Origin of the sequence: Planktotalea sp. (assembly GCF_018607965.1) — a bacterium.
In the GTDB taxonomy this organism is placed as follows: domain Bacteria; phylum Pseudomonadota; class Alphaproteobacteria; order Rhodobacterales; family Rhodobacteraceae; genus Planktotalea.
The window spans coordinates 48779-66116 of the sequence record NZ_JABBAM010000035.1; the positions used below are offsets into that span (position 1 = coordinate 48779).

The window sequence follows — 17338 nt, forward strand, 5'->3', positions numbered from 1 at the left end:
TATGCACCTAAGTGATTTTGACTTTGATCTGCCAGAGGCGCTGATCGCAACCCGTCCCGCAAAACCGCGCAGTGCAGCGCGTTTGCTCTTGGCAAAAGGTGGCGCGATTAGCGATGCGCAAGTCTATGATTTACCCGAGATATTTCAATCGGGTGATCTGTTGGTTTTGAACGACACCAAAGTGATCCCAGCGCGTCTTTTCGGGGTGCGCAAACGCGAAAGCGAACATGGTTCTGGCGAAGCGAAAATCGAAGTCACCTTGCTAGAGCCGACCCCAGATCAAGGGAATTGGCGCGCTTTGATCAAACCTTTGCGCAAGATCAAAGAGGGCGAAGTTGTTCGTTTTTCCAACGATCTCAGCGCGACTTTGAGTGCCAAAGAGGATGGCCAAGGTATTCTGGAATTCAACCTAACGGGCGATGATTTTGATGCGGCTTTGGCTCAGGCGGGCGCAATGCCCTTGCCGCCCTATATCGCGTCGCTCAGACCTGCGGACGAGCAGGACAAAGAAGACTATCAAACCGTGTTTGCGCAAAACCTTGGGGCCGTTGCTGCGCCCACAGCGTCGCTGCATTTTGATGATGATCTACTTGCCAAGCTTAAAGGGCGCGGTGTCGAATTTGCACATGTGACATTGCACGTTGGCGCAGGGACATTCTTGCCGGTTAAGGTTGATGATGTGACCACCCACAAGATGCACTCAGAATGGGGGCAGGTCAGTGCGAAAGTGGTCGCACAGATTGCCAAGGCCAAGGCTGAGGGGCGGCGGGTTATCCCTGTTGGTACGACGGCCTTGCGTCTGATCGAAAGTGCGGCTGCCGCGACAGGCCAGATAGCGACTTGGGAGGGCGAGACGGATATCTTTATTTATCCTGGCTTCAAATTTAATGTCGCAGACGCGTTGATGACAAACTTCCATTTGCCCAAGAGCACGTTGATGATGTTGGTGTCTGCGTTGATGGGAAAAGAGCGCGTCGATCAGATTTATACCCATGCAATTGAAAATGGATATCGTTTTTTCTCTTACGGAGACAGCTCGCTGCTTATTCCTGATCCATAGCGACATACGCGCGTCAGAAAATGTCGCACATGCACCAGATGTTGACCTTTTGCAGGCATACACGCTGGAATCCTAACCCTGCGGTAATGAGGCCGATTATGTTTGCTGTTCTTTCAAATTCTTGGGCGCTGCTGCTCGGTATGATGCTCTTGATGCTGGGCAATGGCCTGCAGGGTACCTTGCTTGGTATTCGTGGCGAAATCGAAGGCTTTTCAACGTTTGAAATGTCTTTGGTTATGTCGGCCTATTTCGTTGGCTTCTTGGGGGGGTCACGGCTTGCTCCTGAAATGATCCGCCGTGTCGGTCATGTGCGGGTCTTTGCGGCACTTGGATCACTCATTTCTGCGATTTTGATCCTCTATCCCGCGCTCGCAAATGCAGAGGCGTGGATGATCGGCCGTATCATCATCGGTTTTTGTTTCTCTGGTGTCTATGTGACGGCGGAAAGCTGGCTGAACAACTCGTCCACGAATGAAACGCGCGGGCAAACGTTGTCGCTTTATATGATTGTTCAAATGATTGGCATTGTAGCTGCTCAAGGTGTTTTGTTGCTCGGCGATCCGTCGGGTTATACGCTTTTCATCATTCCATCGGTTTTGGTCTCAATTGCATTTGCGCCGATTTTGCTATCCGTTACACCCACGCCTGCGTTTGATACGACAAAACCGATGACGCTGCGTCAGCTGTATAGCGTGTCGCCCTTGGGCGTTGTTGGCATGTTCTTGCTGGGCGGCGTGTTTTCTGCACAGTTCGGCATGGCGGCTGTTTACGGTGGTAAAGCGGGCCTGAGCATCTGGCAGATTTCGATTTTTGTGTCGGCGTTCTATGTCGGTGCGTTAATCATGCAGTATCCGATTGGTGTTTTCTCGGATCGCATGGATCGACGCATACTGATTTTGCTATGCGCCTTGGCCGGTGGGTCTGCTGGTTTTATCGCAATTCTGTCTGGTGGTAATTTCAACGTTCTTATTGCGATGGCCTTTATCATCGGGGGTACGTCTAATCCGCTGTACTCGCTTCTACTGGCCTATACCAACGACTTTATCGAATATGAGGACATGGCAGCCGCATCAGGGGGGATGGTCTTCACAAATGGGTTGGGCGCAATTTCAGGCCCGATCATAACCGGTTGGTTAATGACAACATTTGGGGCAGGTGCGTTTTTTGGCGTGATGTCAGCGCTTATGTTGGCCATCTCTGCATACGCAATCTTTCGTATGACACAGCGCTCGGCCCCGTCTGTTGAAGACACCGATAGTTTCCAAGCAGTGATGCCATCTTCTTCGCCCGTTTTTGTTGAGGTCGCACAGGAAATCGCCATTGAAAATTCAATTGAGGAAGGATTGGAGGAAAATTCCCTCTAAATCTGTCGCAATTGACGCAATTTGTGACTAGCTCTCGCGCTTAAGCTGACTGTAACGTCAAAGAAAAAATATGACGGGCAAGTTGGAGAATTAAGATGATTGTGGCACCTGAGGATGTGTTAAGCTTTTGGCTTGATGAAAAGACACCCGCAGATTGGTATAAAGCGGAAGACGCGCTTGACCAAGAAATTCGGGACCGGTTTTGGGCGTCTTGGCAAGCCGCGATGGAAGGCAAGTTCGGGCTTTGGCTGACCTATCCGACAGGCGCATTGGCCTATATCATTCTCACGGATCAATTTTCGCGCAATATGTTTCGTGGGCAGGGCAAATCCTTTGCGTCAGACAAGGTGGCGCTTGCCGCCGCCAAGGTTGCGATTGATCGTAAATGGGACCTGCGCATCGACGAACCCGCGCGCCAATTTTTTTATATGCCGTTGATGCATTCCGAAAGCCTGTGCGATCAGGAACGCTGCATTCGCCTTATGAAGGAACGCATGCCCAAAGCGGGAGACAACGGCCTGCTGCACGCCAAAGCGCACCGCAACGTAATCCGCAAGTTTGGCCGTTTTCCGTATCGCAATGATGCTCTTGCGCGAAATTCAACCCAGCTTGAAATCGACTATGTTCAGGCGGGTGGCTACGGGTCGACGGTTCGTGAATTGCAGCTTGTCAGCGCCTAACGCGCTACAAAACGGCGGATTTTTCAGGGCAGTCTTCGGGCTGCCCTTTTCATTTGTCGATCTGCTGGATAGCCTATCAAAATCGACCAACCAAGGAGCGCGCACATGAGCCAGAAAACCTACGATATGATCGTGATTGGTGCAGGACCTGGCGGGTACGTTGCTGCGATAAGAGGCGCGCAGCTTGGGTTAAATGTCGCGATTGTCGAACGCGAACACATGGGTGGTATTTGTTTGAACTGGGGCTGTATTCCCACCAAGGCGATGCTGCGCTCGGCTGAAGTTTTTCATTTGATGCACCGCGCCAAGGAATTCGGACTTAGCGCGACAGGGATTGAGTATGATCTGGATGCGGTCGTGAAACGCTCGCGCAAGGTGGCTGGACAGCTCTCTGGTGGTATCAGCCATCTGATGAAAAAGAATAAAATCGACGTTGTGATGGGGCAAGCCAAGCTTGCCGGCAAAAGTGCTGTGTCTGTTGCGACGGACAAGGGTGAAGTGATTTTGAATTCTACCCACATCATCCTAGCAACGGGCGCGCGCGCGCGCGAATTGCCCAAGCTTGAGGCGGACGGTGATTTGGTTTGGACCTACAAACACGCGCTGACACCGCCGCGCATGCCAAAGAAACTACTGGTGATTGGCTCTGGTGCAATCGGAATTGAGTTCGCAAGTTTTTACAACACGCTCGGCGCGGACACGACTGTGGTCGAGGTCATGAACCGTGTGCTGCCGGTTGAAGATGCTGAAATCAGCGCCTTTGCGAAGAAAAGTTTTACCGCGCAGGGGATGAAAATCTGTGAGAATGCGATGGTGAAACAACTGGACCGCGCTAAGGGCAAAGTTACCGCCCATATTGAAGCGGGTGGCAAAGTTACCAAAGAAGACTTCGACACTGTCATTTCGGCGGTTGGGATCATCGGCAATGTCGAAGGCCTCGGACTGGAAGAGGCGGGCATCATGCTGGATCGCACGCATGTCACCACGGACGAATACTGCCGCACTGGTGTTGAGGGTGTGTATGCGATTGGTGATATCGCAGGCGCACCGTGGCTGGCGCACAAAGCCTCGCACGAGGGCGTTTTGGTTGCGGAAATGATCGCGGGTCAAAAGGTATATCCGATCAAACCGGGCTCAATTGCGGGTTGTACATATTGTAACCCACAAGTGGCCAGCGTCGGTCTGACCGAAGCACAGGCAAAAGAGGCGGGTTATGACATCAAAGTGGGACGCTTCCCGTTCATGGGCAATGGCAAAGCCATCGCACTCGGCGAAGCGGAAGGCTTGGTCAAAACCGTGTTTGACGGCAAAACGGGCGAGCTTTTGGGCGCACATATGATTGGTGCAGAAGTGACCGAGATGATCCAAGGTTATGTCATTGGCCGTCAGCTTGAGACCACAGAAGAAGACCTGATGCATACGGTCTTCCCGCATCCGACCCTCTCTGAGATGATGCACGAAAGCGTGCTGGATGCCTACGGGCGCGCCATTCACTTCTAAGGAAATACTATGCCATCGCAAAACTGGACTGAGCTTCGACGCATCTCTAGGGCGTGGTTGAAAGAACTGCCCTTGCAAGGCATGTCTGTGGCTGAAATTTCAGGTCAATGGGGCAAGTATTTCAACTTTGGGTTTTACGAACAGTTCCGCTATCCAAAATACGACATATGCAAAGGCCTCTATGAGGGGGAGGACGGCAAACCGCGCAAGTTCGATCTGATCATTGCAGACTAGGTTTGGGAACATTTGGATCGTCCCTATGCAACCACCAAGAACGTGCGCAAGATGATGAAACGTGGATCGTATTTTTACATTGCGACGCCGTTTTTCATTCCCTTGCACGCGGCACCGCAGGACAATTCGCGTTGGTCTGCACGGGGTCTGAAAAACCTACTTATCGAATGCGGTTTCGATGAAAGTTCGATCAGATCTAGCCAGTGGGGCAATCGCGGAGCCGCGCAGCGCAACCTTGAACGTGAATGGCCGCCGAAACATATTCCCGAAACCGATGATTTGACGAATGATCCCGACTTTCCAATCACGTCCTGGGCGCTTGCGCAGAAAATTTAGCAGATGCAAACATTCCCCGAACGGACAGACTATGCCATTGTGATCCTAGTCTGGTTGGCGGGCCTTGGCGCGGCAGCGCAATTTGGCAAGGTTGCGATTTCGCTTGATGGCTTTCGTGAACGCTACCCTGTTAGCGAGGTTGCACTTGGGTTCCTAATCTCTTGCGTCGGCCTTGCGGGCCTTACGCTGGGTGTTTTAGGCGGCATTCTCATCATACGCTCTGGTATTCGCCGTGCTTTTGTATCGGGGCTTGTGCTGGCGTCTATCCTTTCAGCATCACAAGCGATCCTGCCGCCATATCCCGTCATGATCGCCTTGCGCATTCTTGAGGGCCTTGCGCATTTGGCAATCGTTATCGCGGGCCCAATCTTGATGGCACGCCATAGTTCAGACCGCGCGCGCTCTGCTGTTATGACGTTATGGAGCAGCTTTTTCGGTATATCCTTCGTGCTGATCGCACTCCTTGCACCACCGATCTTGAATGCGGGGGGATTGCCCGCGCTGCTCCTTGCACATGCAGGATATATGTTTGTTTTGGCGCTTGCGTTGTGGAGCATTTTGCCTGCGCCCTTAACCCCTCAGGTAAGTGCGCTTAGGGATGTTCCCTTAACAGCGCGCGGGATCGTGTCCCTGCACATGAGCATCTACAAATCCCCCGTCACCAGCGCGGCGGCACTTGGGTTCGTTTGGTACACGGCGACCTATATTTCAGTGCTTACTTACTTGCCTGGCTTTGTGTCCGAGGACAGCCGCACGGGTCTATCCGCAGGCTTGCCACTGGCCTCAATCCTCATATCGCTCACGTTAGGGATCGTACTTTTGCGCATGGTTACGACTGTGCGCGCGGTTCAAATCGGGTATCTTGCAACGGCGATTACTTCTCTGCCGCTCTTGTATTTCTATGGAAACGATGCGGCATTTATCATCGCGTGTTTAGTGTTGCTTGGTGCAACTGGAATTGTTCCTGGGGCAAGTTTTGCAGCACTTGCTGCCCTTAATTCAACGGATGAGGCGCGCGCGCATGCGACAGGTGCGATTGCGCAAATGGGCAATGTTGGCAACACCTGTGGGCCACCGATCTTGGCGGCAATTGCCTTGCGAACGGGTATAATTGGGACGGTGGTTTTTATTGTGACGCTTAGCCTGTGTGGTGTTTTGGTTCATGGCATTCTCGCGCGGCGACGCGCATCGGTGGGGAAACTTTAAACAATCCAGCTTCATCTGCTGTGTTCGTTTAATGTTCTCGTTTTCTTATTGGATTTCTGCGCGCTGTTAGCTATCTGTTATCAAGACTGCTGTAGGGGGCAAAATGGCCGAGCTGAAAAATATCGAAGTGCGCGGTGCGCGCGAGCATAATCTCAAATCCATTGACGTTGATATTCCGCGCGACCAATTGGTTGTAATCACGGGTCTATCGGGTTCTGGAAAATCCTCGCTCGCGTTTGACACGATCTATGCCGAGGGCCAGCGCCGTTACGTGGAATCGCTCAGCGCCTATGCCCGGCAATTCCTTGATATGATGCAAAAGCCTGATGTGGATCATATCAGCGGCCTTAGTCCTGCGATTTCGATCGAACAAAAAACAACGTCCAAGAATCCGCGCTCTACCGTGGGTACTGTGACGGAAATATATGACTATATGCGCTTGCTTTATGCGCGTGTTGGAACGCCCTATTCCCCCGCGACGGGCAAACCGATCGAAGCGCAGCAAGTGCAGGATATGGTTGACCGGATCATGACCATGGAGAAGGGCACGCGCGGCTATCTTTTGGCCCCGATCATTCGGGATCGCAAAGGCGAATACCGCAAAGAATTCATGGAGTTGAGCAAGCAAGGGTTTCAACGTGTTAAGGTTGATGGTAAATTTTACGAGTTGGATGAACCGCCGACGCTGGACAAAAAGTTCCGTCACGACATTGATGTTGTCGTTGATCGTATCGTCGTCCGTGAGGGGTTAGAAACCCGCCTTGCAGATAGCCTGCGCACCGCGCTTGATCTGGCCGATGGGATTGCCGTTCTGGAAACAGCACCCTCTGAGGGTGAACCAGAACGCAGTACGTTTTCCGAAAAATTTGCCTGTCCCGTCAGTGGCTTCACCATTCCAGAAATTGAACCACGTCTCTTCAGTTTCAACGCACCGTTCGGGGCCTGTCCTGAATGTGATGGACTTGGAAAAGAGCTATTCTTTGATGAACGCTTGGTCGTGCCCGACGCGGATTTGAAAATTTCTGACGGCGCGCTTGCTCCATGGCGCAAAGGTAAGTCGCCTTATTTTTTGCAGACGATTGAAGCTATCGCAAAGCACTACAAATTCAAAGAAAGTACCAAGTGGAAAGATTTGCCCAAGAATGTGCAGCAGGTTTTCTTGCGTGGGTCTGGCGACGAGGAACTTCCGTTCCGCTATGACGAGGGGGGTCGTGTCTACCAGGTGACCCGCGTTTTTGAAGGTGTCATTCCAAACATGGAACGTCGTTATCGCGAAACGGATAGCAACTGGATCCGCGAAGAATTCGAACGTTACCAAAATAATAGACCATGCGGGACATGCGAAGGGTTCCGTCTGCGTCAAGAAGCACTGGCTGTCAAAATCGCTGGTCTGCACGTGGGTCATGTTGTGCAAATGTCGATCAAAGAAGCCTTTGATTGGTGCGATTCCGTGCCTGCGAGCCTGACAAAGCAAAAGAACGAGATCGCGTTGGCGATCTTGAAGGAAATTCGTGAACGTTTGGGATTTCTTAACAACGTTGGTCTAGAGTACCTGACATTGTCACGCGCTAGTGGCACGTTGAGTGGGGGGGAAAGCCAGCGGATCAGACTTGCCAGCCAAATTGGTTCGGGCCTGCAGGGCGTGTTGTATGTTCTGGACGAACCATCCATCGGCCTGCACCAACGCGACAATGATCGCCTTCTTTTGACGCTGAAAAACCTGCGCGATCAGGGCAATACAGTAATCGTGGTTGAACATGATGAAGAAGCCATTCGCGAAGCCGACTATGTCTTTGACATCGGCCCGGGCGCGGGTGTGCATGGGGGGCGCGTTGTTTCTAAGGGAACCCCTGCGGAAATCATTGCAGATCAAAACTCGGTCACGGGTCAGTATCTAAGCGGCAAGCGCGAGATTGCGGTGCCTGCACAACGCCGCGCAGGCAACAAGAAAAAGATCAAAGTGGTGAAAGCGACGGGCAATAACCTGCAAAACGTCACGGTCGAATTTCCGCTTGGTAAATTCGTTTGCGTCACAGGTGTCTCTGGCGGTGGGAAATCCACATTGACGATTGAGACGCTGTTCAAAACAGCCTCCATGCAATTGAACGGTGCGCGCCAAACACCTGCACCGTGCGAGACGATCAAGGGCCTCGAGTACCTCGACAAAGTGATCGACATTGATCAACGCGCGATTGGCCGTACACCGCGCTCGAACCCCGCGACGTATACGGGCGCGTTCACACCAATCCGTGATTGGTTTGCGGGTCTGCCCGAAGCGAAAGCGCGCGGCTACAAGCCCGGTCGCTTCAGTTTCAATGTCAAAGGCGGACGCTGCGAAGCCTGTCAGGGTGACGGCGTCATCAAGATCGAAATGCATTTCCTGCCTGACGTTTATGTGGAATGCGAAACCTGCAAAGGCGCGCGTTATAACCGCGAAACGCTGGAAATCCGTTTCAAGGGAAAAAGCATCGCTGACGTATTGAACATGACCGTCGAAGAAGCACAGGGCTTCTTTACCGCCGTACCTAGCATTCGCGAAAAAATGGATGCGTTGATGCGCGTTGGTCTTGGCTACATCAAGGTCGGCCAACAAGCGACGACGCTCTCTGGTGGTGAAGCGCAACGCGTGAAACTGTCTAAAGAACTTAGCAAACGATCCACAGGGCGTACGCTTTATATTCTTGATGAACCGACAACGGGTCTGCATTTCGAAGATGTACGTAAGTTATTGGAAGTGTTGCATGAATTGGTAGAGGGCGGCAACACCGTCATCGTGATTGAACATAATTTGGATGTTGTGAAAACCGCTGACTGGGTGATTGATATTGGTCCTGAGGGCGGTGATGGTGGCGGCGAAGTCGTCGCAGTCGGCACGCCCGAAACCATCGCAGAAGAAGAACGCAGTTATACGGGGCGTTACCTGAAGCCGATGTTGGAAACGGCCCGGAAACGCGCCGCAGCCAAGTAGCGACTAAAGCGGCCGGATCTTCAATTGTGTGATCCGGTTGCCGTTGCGCGCAATGACTTCGAAACGAAAGCCATGAAAGCTGAAGACTTGCCCTACCGTCGGGATCATTTGAGCTTCGTGAATGACCAAGCCTGCAACTGTGTTGGCCTCCTCATCAGGAAGGCTCCAATCGACGGCGCGATTTAAATCGCGAAGCGTCATTGATCCATCGATCACGTAGTGACCGTCTTCATCGGGGGCGAGCGCCGCGTCTTCCTCAAGATCGAATTCATCCGTGATTTCGCCGACGATCTCTTCAAGGATGTCTTCCAAGGTGATCAAACCTTGCAGCGTTCCGTATTCATCCACAACCAGTGCAAAGTGCGTGCGACGGCGCAAGAAATTACGCATTTGATCATCAAGTGTCGTGGTTTCAGGGATAAAATAGGGAGTCATTGCAACTTCGCGAATGTCGAATTTGTTCAAACCGACGACAGAACCTGTCTCGGAATCGATCAACTTATGCATTGCGCGCAACAGGTCTTTGGCGTGGACGGTACCAATGATGTTTTCTGGTTCACCGTCATACACGGGCAGGCGGGTGTGACGGCTTTCTAAACATTGGGTTAAGATCGCAGAGGGGTCAGAGGCGGCGTCAATCATCTCAATGCCTGAGCGATGCAACATGATTTCCTCGACCGCGCGTTCGGCAAGGTCCAAAGCGCCAAGAATGCGGTCGCGGTCTTCTTTTTCGACTACGCCTTCTGAGTGACCAAGGTTCAACGCGCCTTCAATCTCTTCACGCACCGCTAGGATGTGGCCGTCTGGATCAGTTTGAACGCCAACAAGACGCAACAACCCACGTACTAACACGCGCACCGCGGTTACGATGGGCGAAAAGACAGTGATCACGACTTGAATAATGGGCGAAACAAGCGCAGCTGCGCGTTCCGCATTGGTAATCGCGTAGGTTTTGGGCAGAACTTCGGCGAAGATCAAGACGAGCAATGTCATCATGGAGGTTGCTAGAACAACCCCGTTTTCGCCAAATGCTTTGGTGAACATCGCCGTCGCCATTGAGGTTGCCAGGATATTAACCAAGTTATTACCCAGCAAAACCGATCCAATCAGACGCTCATTGTCTTCGGTAATGTCCAAAGCGCGCTGTGCCCCAGTTGAACCTTTGTCAGCCTGCGTGCGTAATTTGCCGCGCGATGCCGCGGTCAAGGCTGTTTCAGATCCAGAGAAGAACCCGGAAATCACCAGCAGGATCAAGATTGATCCAGAGGTAATCCAAAAGGCACTATCAAGAACAGGTGTGGTCGGGTCCATCGGGCTTGTCTTTCGCTAAGTTCTTTGTGTTATGGGGCTCGGGGAACGGCACTTCAAGGGGACGGATCATGCGCGTCGACGATTTGGGCGAATTGAGCGGAGAAATCACCGTTTTTGGTGGTCCTTACTCCAATATCCAGGCGTTAGAGGCCCTCTTGGCCGTTGCGCAGGGGACATTGATTTGTACCGGTGATCTGGTTGCCTACTGCGGTGCCCCGAATGCTGTGATAGATAAGGTGCGCAATCGCGATATTCACGTGGTTGCAGGCAATTGCGAAAAGCAATTGGCGGCGCGCGCTTTGGATTGTGGCTGTGGGTTTGAGGATGGAACAACGTGCGATCTGTTGTCTGCCAAGTGGTATGCGTTTGCCAATGCGCAGGTTGATGACGCATCCCGCGATTGGATGGCGAAATTGCCTGATGCCATCCTGTTCACGCACTCAGGACAGCGTATCGCGGTTCTGCATGGCGGTATTACGGATGAAGCGCGTTTCATCTGGAGCGTTTCGCAGAGCGATGATTTCTTGGAAGAACTGGACGCGTTGAACATGCTTTGTGGCGATATTGATATGGTGATCGCGGGGCATTCAGGCATTGCATTTGAACGTGACGTTGCTGGTGTACGCTGGGTCAATGCGGGGGTGATTGGCATGCCGCCGCATGATGGGACGTCCCAAACCGAATTTTTGCGCATTTCGCATGAGGGGCAAATTTACTTTGAGAAACTGACATATGATGTGTCTGGCGCGGTTGCTGATATGGTTTCAGCGGGTTTGACCCAAGGATATCATAGAGCTTTGCAAACGGGCATTTGGCCATCCGAAGATGTGTTGCCCGATGCGCTTCGGCGTTAGTCGTCGTCTTTCGCAAGTGGGTGGTGGGTCAGAACCAATTCTTGCAAGCGGGCTTCTAGAACATGGGTATAAATCTCTGTCGTTGCGACATCTGCATGACCCAGCAGGGTTTGGATAGACCGAAGATCTGCCCCGTTTTCTAATAGATGCGTTGCGAACGCATGGCGCAATGTGTGCGGTGTGACCTTAGATGGCACGACGCCTGCATGCACCGCTAATTCTTTGATAAGAATGTAAAATCTATGACGTGTAATGTGACCTTCTTTTCCACGAGACGGGAATAGAAACCGCGAAACCGGTTTGCGTTTTAACCAACCGTCTTCTTGCAACGTTTCCCATTTCTCCAGCCACGTGGTCAAAGCATCCCGCGCGGGGGGGGACAGCGGAACCATACGTTCTTTGTCGCCTTTGCCGCGGATCAGCAGCATACGTGGATTGCCGCGCGCAGCTGCGACAGGCAAGGACACAAGTTCGCTAACACGCATGCCTGTTGCGTATAAAAGTTCCATCAAACAGGTGTTGCGCAAACGATCCGACGGAGATCGACCGACAGCACGCGAAGCTGCCAAAAGCCCGTCTACTTCTTTCAGACTTAACGTCTTGGGCAGGCGTTTATCCCGACCCGGGCCAGCAATCTGGATCGCGGGATTGTCAGTGCGCCAGCCTTCCTCAAATCCAAAGCGATAAAGCTGTTTGATTGCTGAAAGACGCCGCGCGCGCGTGGATTTTGCCAAACCCTGTGCATCGCAGAAAATCAAATAGCTTTCGACATCATCACGCGTCGCGCTCTCAAACTTTATCGATTTACCAGAAAGCCAAGTCGCAAAATCCTTCAGATCACGCGCGTAGGCCAATTGCGTGTTGGTCGCGGCCCCCAATTCGGCGGCTTGTGCATCCAGAAACGTCGAAATCCAGCGCAGGTGATCGTGCGTTGGGGTCATCCTTGATCATCCGTATTTATCAAAAGCAATTGCAAGGCTGTGCGGCGTGCGGTGTCTTCCAACCCGATGCTGCGTAAAAACGCCAAGCCGCTTTGCAGGGCGTTTGGATCACCGTGCACACCCGTTTGCGTGAGGGCCATCGCGCGCAGAATGGCTTCTCCGAGTTGCAAGTCTTTGCTCATATCCGTCAAAAACTGTGGCACGCCTTTGCCTAAAAAAGCTGATTTTAGCGTGTCACTGAGTGCAACATCGTTGTGGCCTTTGGGTTCACCAATCGCGATGGACTGCGCAACATTTAGGGTTGGATCGAGTGTGGTGCGTTGCGCGGCTTGTTCATATTTGGGCGACAGTAATACGATCCGTGTGACCAAATCAGCATCTTTGCCCGTGGAGGGCAAACGCATCAAGCTCTCTGAAAAGAGCGTGGCAAACGGCACCTCTAGGTGGTTTTCCTGCATTTTGGTCCAAGCGCGGCGCAGTTGTTTGAAAACGTCAACAGGATCCCCTGCTGTTAAAGCGGTTTCTAATCGCTGTATTGATTCCGCGCGGTCCCAAATGCCACCAGATGCGGATGGAATGCGACTGGTATAAATGCCGAGTAACCTGTTTTCAGAAATCGCACCTACACGCGCCAAACGCTCTGCTGCGTCTAGCTGGGCTTTCCACCCCGTGTTGCCCGAAAGATCTGTCGCCGCAAACGCGCGGGGCAGGGATCGCGTCGGGAGTGCTTCGCCGATGGCTTGGAACAGGCGGAACTGCAAAACAGTTGGTCGATCTGGGATCGCAGGGACGTCCGAAAACAACTCGGGATCAAGGAAGCGTTCCAAAAGGGTGACATCAACGGGCGCAATTGCTCCAATCGCATCTGCTGTAGACAGAGTTAAGGCTGCGCTGTCCCACGCTTGGGCTTGCGCATCACAAAAGACCCGACTTTCAAGATCACGGCTAAGCGTAGGTTGCGCACGCAATGCTTTGCACGGGGCTTCGCTATCGCCCGCCAGTAAGGATGTATCGAAATACAGATCAAAAAGATCAATATGTGCCGGGTCTGAGCGTTCCAAAAGTGCCGACGCAGGATCAAGTGCACCCAAATGAAGCAACTTTGTAACGCGCGCGCGCATGAAATTTGCGGCTTTCGCATCTTCGGGCGGATCAGCTTCTGCCAATAGTAATGTGTAGAACAATGATTGCAACGCGGGTTGGTCTTCAACATTCAGCGCTGTAATGAGCGTGTCGAGCGTGTCCGCATCGCTGCCCAGCCAAAGTGCGCGTGGAAGGCCCGTAACCGCACTTGGCAACAAACCTGCGGCAGCGCGAACAGGTGCGCCCAATGGTGTCGTCGTAATTTCAGGGGTTTTGACGGAACTGGCAACTGCAGGTTCACTAAATATGGGAGTGTCGTTGGGAACCAACGGTACAACGATCTGCTTGGGCCGTTTTTCCAGCCATTCAATCGCCGAAAGGGGATCATTGGCAAACGCAGGAGATACAATGCCAAAAGCGAGCACCAGTGCAAGTTTTGTGCGAACGCTAACTGCCAGCATTTATATCCACCGGAACGCGAATTTCATGCAAAGGGGCAGAGAAATCAGCACCGAAAAACGGGCCAATATAGGCGTATCCAACCAGCACAAGACCAGCGAGAATCGCAAGATAGATCAGCCATTTAATGATACGCCCCATAGGTCTGATCCTCGCCTGCTCTGCGTCTTTTGTCACGTTTATATATGGTCTTTTCTAGAAGTTCACGTCATTGAAGTCATCAATTCGAAATTTTGGCGGGCATTGGCCGACGCGGGGCCTTGGATTTTAACGAATGTTGTGGAAATTGCACAAAACAGTGGTCTTGGTCGGCATGATGGGTGCGGGCAAAACGGCCGTGGGCAAGGCGTTAGCTGCAAAGTTAGATGTGCCTTTTCTTGATTCGGATGCCGAGATCGTAAACGCCGCCAACATGAGTATCTCCGAGATTTTTGAACGCGACGGTGAGCCGTTTTTTAGGGCGCGCGAAAGCGAAGTGATTGCGCGTTTGCTAAAAGGCACGCCCTGCGTGTTGTCTACAGGGGGGGGCGCATTTTTGGCGCAGCGCAATAGGACGCTGATTTCGCAACGCGGAGTGTCTGTGTGCTTGGATGCTGATCTGCCTTTGCTTTGGTCGCGGGTGAAAAGCAAAGATTTACGGCCTTTGCTCAGAACGCCTGACCCTTTGGCAACGCTAACAGAGTTGTTTGAGAAACGGACGCCGACCTATGCGCTCGCTGATATTTCTGTGCCAACAAGCGCTGTGTATTCGATAGAAGATATGGCCGAACGTGTAGCGCAAGCGTTGCGCGCGCGCGCCGATGTGTTGGAGAGCGAAGATGCTTGAGGTTGTTCATGTTCCCTTAGAGGGCCGCGAATATGACGTGCGCATTGGCGCGGGTTTGATTGCCACCGCTGGCGCTGAGATTGCTCCCTTTCTAGCACGTCCTCGTGTTGCGGTGGTCACGGAAACCCGTGTGGCTGCGTTGCATTTGGATGGGCTGCGAGAGGGGTTAGCGGCGGCTGGCATCGAAATGGTGTCGCTAGAACTTCCTCCTGGTGAAAGCACGAAAGCCTGGCCTGAATTCACGCGATGCGTCGAATGGTTGCTGGAACAAAAGATCGAACGACGTGATGTCGTGATTGCGCTTGGTGGCGGTGTGATTGGTGACCTTGTTGGGTTTGCAGCGGCCGTTCTGCGCCGTGGTATTCGCTTCGTTCAAGTTCCGACCTCTTTGCTGGCGCAAGTGGACAGTTCCGTGGGCGGAAAAACCGGCATCAACGCGCCACAGGGCAAGAACTTGATTGGGGCGTTTCATCAGCCGGCATTGGTTTTGGCCGATACGGATACGTTAAACACACTCTCAACGCGCGATTTCCTGTCGGGTTACGGCGAAGTTGTGAAATATGGAATGTTGGGGGATGCGTCGTTCTTTGAATGGCTGGAAAAACGTGGTCCCGATTTACTTGCGGGCCATCAAGACGCGCGGATCGAGGCGGTGCGCCGTTCGGTTCAAATGAAAGCGGCTATTGTTTTGCGCGATGAAACAGAACAAGGCGACCGCGCTTTGCTAAATCTGGGCCACACTTTCTGTCATGCCCTCGAATCCGCGACGGGCTATTCTGATCGACTTTTGCACGGGGAAGGCGTCGCGATTGGCTGTGCGTTGGCGTTCGAATTGTCGTCCCGTCTAGGGCTGTGCAGCCAAGAAGATCCCAGCCGCGTGCGTGCGCACCTAAGCGCAATGGGCATGAAGGTTGATTTGTCTGATATTGAAGGCGATTTGCCCGATGCGGCGACGCTGCTTGATCTTATGGGACAAGACAAGAAGGTCGTCGATGGCCAGCTGCGCTTCATCCTAGCGCGCGGTCTTGGCGAGGCGTTTGTGACCGCTGATGTTCCAAAAGAGAGTGTCCTGACTTTGTTACAAGACGCTCTCGCTGTTCGCTAAATCCTTCTAAGACTTAGAAAAAGTGATTTAGAACGGGATTTCATCATCCAGATCACGTGAAGGGGCGCCGCCGCCCTGATTACCGCCTTGACCATCACCCTGATTGCCACCGCTGTAACCGCCGCCACCTTGGGAACCGCTGTCATAGCCGCCGCCCTGACCTCCACTTTGGCCACGATCATCATACCCACCGCCACCACCTTGGCCGCCGCCGTATCCACCGCCGCCAGCATTATCGCTGCGACCGTCGAGCATTGTTAGTGTAGATGTGTAGGGGCGTAGAACGACTTCTGTGGAATATTTGTCCACACCAGATTGGTCTTGCCATTTGTGTGTCTCTAGCTGGCCTTCGATATAAACCTTTGAACCCTTGCGCAAATATTGCTCTGCGATCCGCGTCAATGGCTCTGAAAAAATCGCGACGGAGTGCCATTCAGTGCGCTCTTTACGCTCGCCTGAATTCTTGTCTTTCCAAGTCTCGGACGTTGCGATGCGCAGGTTGCAAACTTTGCCGCCGTTTTGGAATGTGCGCACTTCTGGATCGCGACCCAGATTGCCGATGATGATAACTTTGTTTACTGAACCGGCCATTTCGCGCCCTCCAAGAGATATTTTGCAGCAAGTCCGCCGACTCAGTCAGCGAAGTTTTGCCAAACCTACACCACCAGATCATGGTTAAAAACGGAATAACGTCGCTAGCCCTAGTCCATCCGCGAAAATTCGCTATATAGAGAGTAGAATAGGCAAACGGATTTATCTGAATGAGCGTTTTTAGCACGCGCGGTAGAGCAAGTCTTACCGCACTTCTAATACTTGCACTCGCAACGCCGGTTGCAGCGGACAGTTTGTCGACGAAATCGCGTCAAAAGCTGTTCAAATCCCAATCCAAAATTTTAGACAATCGCGCGTCCCAGCAATACAAAGCCTCCGTTCGATTGAAACCCCCAACTGTCGATACGCCGACGAAGTGGGGCAAGAAGAATAAAACGCTCAAATACAAAGGTAAGTACAAAGGTATTTATTCCACGATGGCGCGGGATGCTGCACGCAAACATGGTATCCCCGAAGACCTGTTCTTGCGTTTGGTACAGCAAGAAAGCAATTGGAACCCGAACGCGGTGTCCCATGCGGGTGCGCAAGGGCTGGCACAATTGATGCCGGGAACTGCGAAATATCTGCGCGTTGATGCCAGCGATCCGGCACAGAACCTAGAGGGTGGCGCGCGTTATCTGAAAGAGCAGTATCGCAAATTCGGATCATGGCGTTTGGCCCTTGCAGCCTATAACGCGGGTCCGGGTGCGGTGATTAAGCATGGCGGCGTGCCTCCCTATAAGGGGACACGCAATTATGTGAAGGTAATTTGGGGCAGCTAGGACGTTTGATCCGATGCACCTTTGCCCTTGTTCGCCTT

General features: G+C 52.6%; 17 protein-coding genes. 12 read left to right on the forward strand and 5 right to left on the reverse strand.

Annotated elements, in window-relative coordinates:
• Position 1: 1 nt before the first annotated feature.
• From queA to uvrA, 8 genes are all read left to right on the forward strand, one after another.
• Positions 2 to 1060: a tRNA preQ1(34) S-adenosylmethionine ribosyltransferase-isomerase QueA gene (gene queA, locus QZ279_RS02690; protein WP_293447592.1), complete on the forward strand. Its 1059-nt coding sequence runs from the start codon at positions 2 to 4 to the stop codon at positions 1058 to 1060.
• A gap of 98 nt (positions 1061 to 1158) precedes the next feature.
• Positions 1159 to 2424: an MFS transporter gene (locus QZ279_RS02695; protein ID WP_293447595.1), complete on the forward strand. Its 1266-nt coding sequence runs from the start codon at positions 1159 to 1161 to the stop codon at positions 2422 to 2424.
• Positions 2425 to 2522: 98 nt separating this feature from the next.
• The gene (locus QZ279_RS02700; RefSeq protein WP_293447775.1) at positions 2523 to 3104 is read left to right on the forward strand and encodes a DUF924 family protein; all 582 of its coding nucleotides are present in this window, start codon (positions 2523 to 2525) and stop codon (positions 3102 to 3104) included.
• A gap of 105 nt (positions 3105 to 3209) precedes the next feature.
• Positions 3210 to 4604, forward strand: coding sequence for a dihydrolipoyl dehydrogenase (gene lpdA / locus QZ279_RS02705; protein WP_293447597.1), 1395 nt, complete (start codon positions 3210 to 3212; stop codon positions 4602 to 4604).
• A 9-nt stretch (positions 4605 to 4613) separates the two neighbouring features.
• A complete protein-coding gene (locus QZ279_RS15600; RefSeq protein ID WP_366513830.1) occupies positions 4614 to 4838 on the forward strand; it encodes a hypothetical protein in 225 nt (74 codons plus the stop codon).
• A 12-nt stretch (positions 4839 to 4850) separates the two neighbouring features.
• Positions 4851 to 5174 (forward strand): hypothetical protein, encoded by a 324-nt coding sequence (locus tag QZ279_RS15605; RefSeq protein WP_366513831.1) that lies wholly within the window; start codon positions 4851 to 4853, stop codon positions 5172 to 5174.
• Positions 5175 to 5177: 3 nt separating this feature from the next.
• Positions 5178 to 6380 carry an MFS transporter gene (locus QZ279_RS02715; protein ID WP_293447599.1) on the forward strand — a complete coding sequence of 401 codons (1203 nt, stop codon included), beginning with the start codon at positions 5178 to 5180 and terminating at the stop codon, positions 6378 to 6380.
• A gap of 103 nt (positions 6381 to 6483) precedes the next feature.
• Positions 6484 to 9348, forward strand: coding sequence for an excinuclease ABC subunit UvrA (uvrA, locus tag QZ279_RS02720; protein ID WP_293447602.1), 2865 nt, complete (start codon positions 6484 to 6486; stop codon positions 9346 to 9348).
• 3 nt (positions 9349 to 9351) lie between these two features.
• On the opposite strand, the gene QZ279_RS02725 is transcribed toward uvrA, so the two are convergent.
• Complete coding sequence (locus tag QZ279_RS02725; protein WP_293447605.1) at positions 9352 to 10659, reverse strand: HlyC/CorC family transporter; 1308 nt, start codon at positions 10657 to 10659, stop codon at positions 9352 to 9354.
• Between the two features lie 68 nt (positions 10660 to 10727).
• On the opposite strand from QZ279_RS02725, the gene QZ279_RS02730 reads away from it, so the two are divergent.
• Positions 10728 to 11513, forward strand: a complete 786-nt coding sequence (locus tag QZ279_RS02730) for a metallophosphoesterase family protein (protein WP_293447608.1) — start codon at positions 10728 to 10730, stop codon at positions 11511 to 11513.
• Here the strand turns inward: QZ279_RS02730 and QZ279_RS02735 are convergent.
• The 3 genes from QZ279_RS02735 to QZ279_RS02745 are packed head-to-tail and all read right to left on the reverse strand — an operon-like array spanning position 11510 to position 14137.
• On the reverse strand, positions 11510 to 12454 hold the full coding sequence (locus QZ279_RS02735) for a site-specific tyrosine recombinase XerD (protein ID WP_293447611.1): 945 nt from the start codon (positions 12452 to 12454) through the stop codon (positions 11510 to 11512). The two genes, QZ279_RS02730 and QZ279_RS02735, sit on opposite strands and share 4 nt — an antisense overlap.
• The gene (locus QZ279_RS02740) at positions 12451 to 13998 is read right to left on the reverse strand and encodes a hypothetical protein (protein WP_293447614.1); all 1548 of its coding nucleotides are present in this window, start codon (positions 13996 to 13998) and stop codon (positions 12451 to 12453) included. The genes QZ279_RS02735 and QZ279_RS02740 overlap by 4 nt, the downstream gene beginning before the upstream one ends.
• Complete coding sequence (locus tag QZ279_RS02745; RefSeq protein WP_293447617.1) at positions 13985 to 14137, reverse strand: hypothetical protein; 153 nt, start codon at positions 14135 to 14137, stop codon at positions 13985 to 13987. Before QZ279_RS02745 ends, QZ279_RS02740 begins: the two co-directional genes overlap by 14 nt.
• 133 nt (positions 14138 to 14270) lie before the next feature.
• Here QZ279_RS02745 and QZ279_RS02750 point away from each other — a divergent pair, with 133 nt between their 5' ends.
• Together QZ279_RS02750 and aroB are read left to right on the forward strand one after the other, a co-directional pair.
• Complete coding sequence (locus QZ279_RS02750; RefSeq protein WP_293447619.1) at positions 14271 to 14822, forward strand: shikimate kinase; 552 nt, start codon at positions 14271 to 14273, stop codon at positions 14820 to 14822.
• Entirely contained in the window at positions 14815 to 15927 is a 1113-nt protein-coding gene (gene aroB / locus QZ279_RS02755) for a 3-dehydroquinate synthase (protein ID WP_293447621.1), read from the forward strand. Before QZ279_RS02750 ends, aroB begins: the two co-directional genes overlap by 8 nt.
• A gap of 27 nt (positions 15928 to 15954) precedes the next feature.
• Here the strand turns inward: aroB and ssb are convergent, their stop codons facing one another.
• Complete coding sequence (ssb, locus tag QZ279_RS02760) at positions 15955 to 16518, reverse strand: single-stranded DNA-binding protein (protein ID WP_293447624.1); 564 nt, start codon at positions 16516 to 16518, stop codon at positions 15955 to 15957.
• A 170-nt stretch (positions 16519 to 16688) separates the two neighbouring features.
• On the opposite strand from ssb, the gene QZ279_RS02765 reads away from it, so the two are divergent.
• A complete protein-coding gene (locus QZ279_RS02765; protein WP_293447627.1) occupies positions 16689 to 17300 on the forward strand; it encodes a lytic transglycosylase domain-containing protein in 612 nt (203 codons plus the stop codon).
• Positions 17301 to 17338: the final 38 nt, after the last annotated feature.

Coding starts and splice junctions, on each gene's coding strand:
- queA (WP_293447592.1), top strand. CDS start 2: ATGCACCTAAGTGATTTTGACTTTGATCTGCCAGAGGCGCTGATCGCA.
- QZ279_RS02695 (WP_293447595.1), top strand. CDS start 1,159: ATGTTTGCTGTTCTTTCAAATTCTTGGGCGCTGCTGCTCGGTATGATG.
- lpdA (WP_293447597.1), top strand. CDS start 3,210: ATGAGCCAGAAAACCTACGATATGATCGTGATTGGTGCAGGACCTGGC.
- QZ279_RS15600 (WP_366513830.1), top strand. CDS start 4,614: ATGCCATCGCAAAACTGGACTGAGCTTCGACGCATCTCTAGGGCGTGG.
- QZ279_RS02715 (WP_293447599.1), top strand. CDS start 5,178: ATGCAAACATTCCCCGAACGGACAGACTATGCCATTGTGATCCTAGTC.
- uvrA (WP_293447602.1), top strand. CDS start 6,484: ATGGCCGAGCTGAAAAATATCGAAGTGCGCGGTGCGCGCGAGCATAAT.
- QZ279_RS02725 (WP_293447605.1), bottom strand. CDS start 10,659: ATGGACCCGACCACACCTGTTCTTGATAGTGCCTTTTGGATTACCTCT.
- QZ279_RS02730 (WP_293447608.1), top strand. CDS start 10,728: ATGCGCGTCGACGATTTGGGCGAATTGAGCGGAGAAATCACCGTTTTT.
- QZ279_RS02735 (WP_293447611.1), bottom strand. CDS start 12,454: ATGACCCCAACGCACGATCACCTGCGCTGGATTTCGACGTTTCTGGAT.
- QZ279_RS02740 (WP_293447614.1), bottom strand. CDS start 13,998: ATGCTGGCAGTTAGCGTTCGCACAAAACTTGCACTGGTGCTCGCTTTT.
- QZ279_RS02745 (WP_293447617.1), bottom strand. CDS start 14,137: ATGGGGCGTATCATTAAATGGCTGATCTATCTTGCGATTCTCGCTGGT.
- QZ279_RS02750 (WP_293447619.1), top strand. CDS start 14,271: ATGTTGTGGAAATTGCACAAAACAGTGGTCTTGGTCGGCATGATGGGT.
- aroB (WP_293447621.1), top strand. CDS start 14,815: ATGCTTGAGGTTGTTCATGTTCCCTTAGAGGGCCGCGAATATGACGTG.
- ssb (WP_293447624.1), bottom strand. CDS start 16,518: ATGGCCGGTTCAGTAAACAAAGTTATCATCATCGGCAATCTGGGTCGC.
- QZ279_RS02765 (WP_293447627.1), top strand. CDS start 16,689: ATGAGCGTTTTTAGCACGCGCGGTAGAGCAAGTCTTACCGCACTTCTA.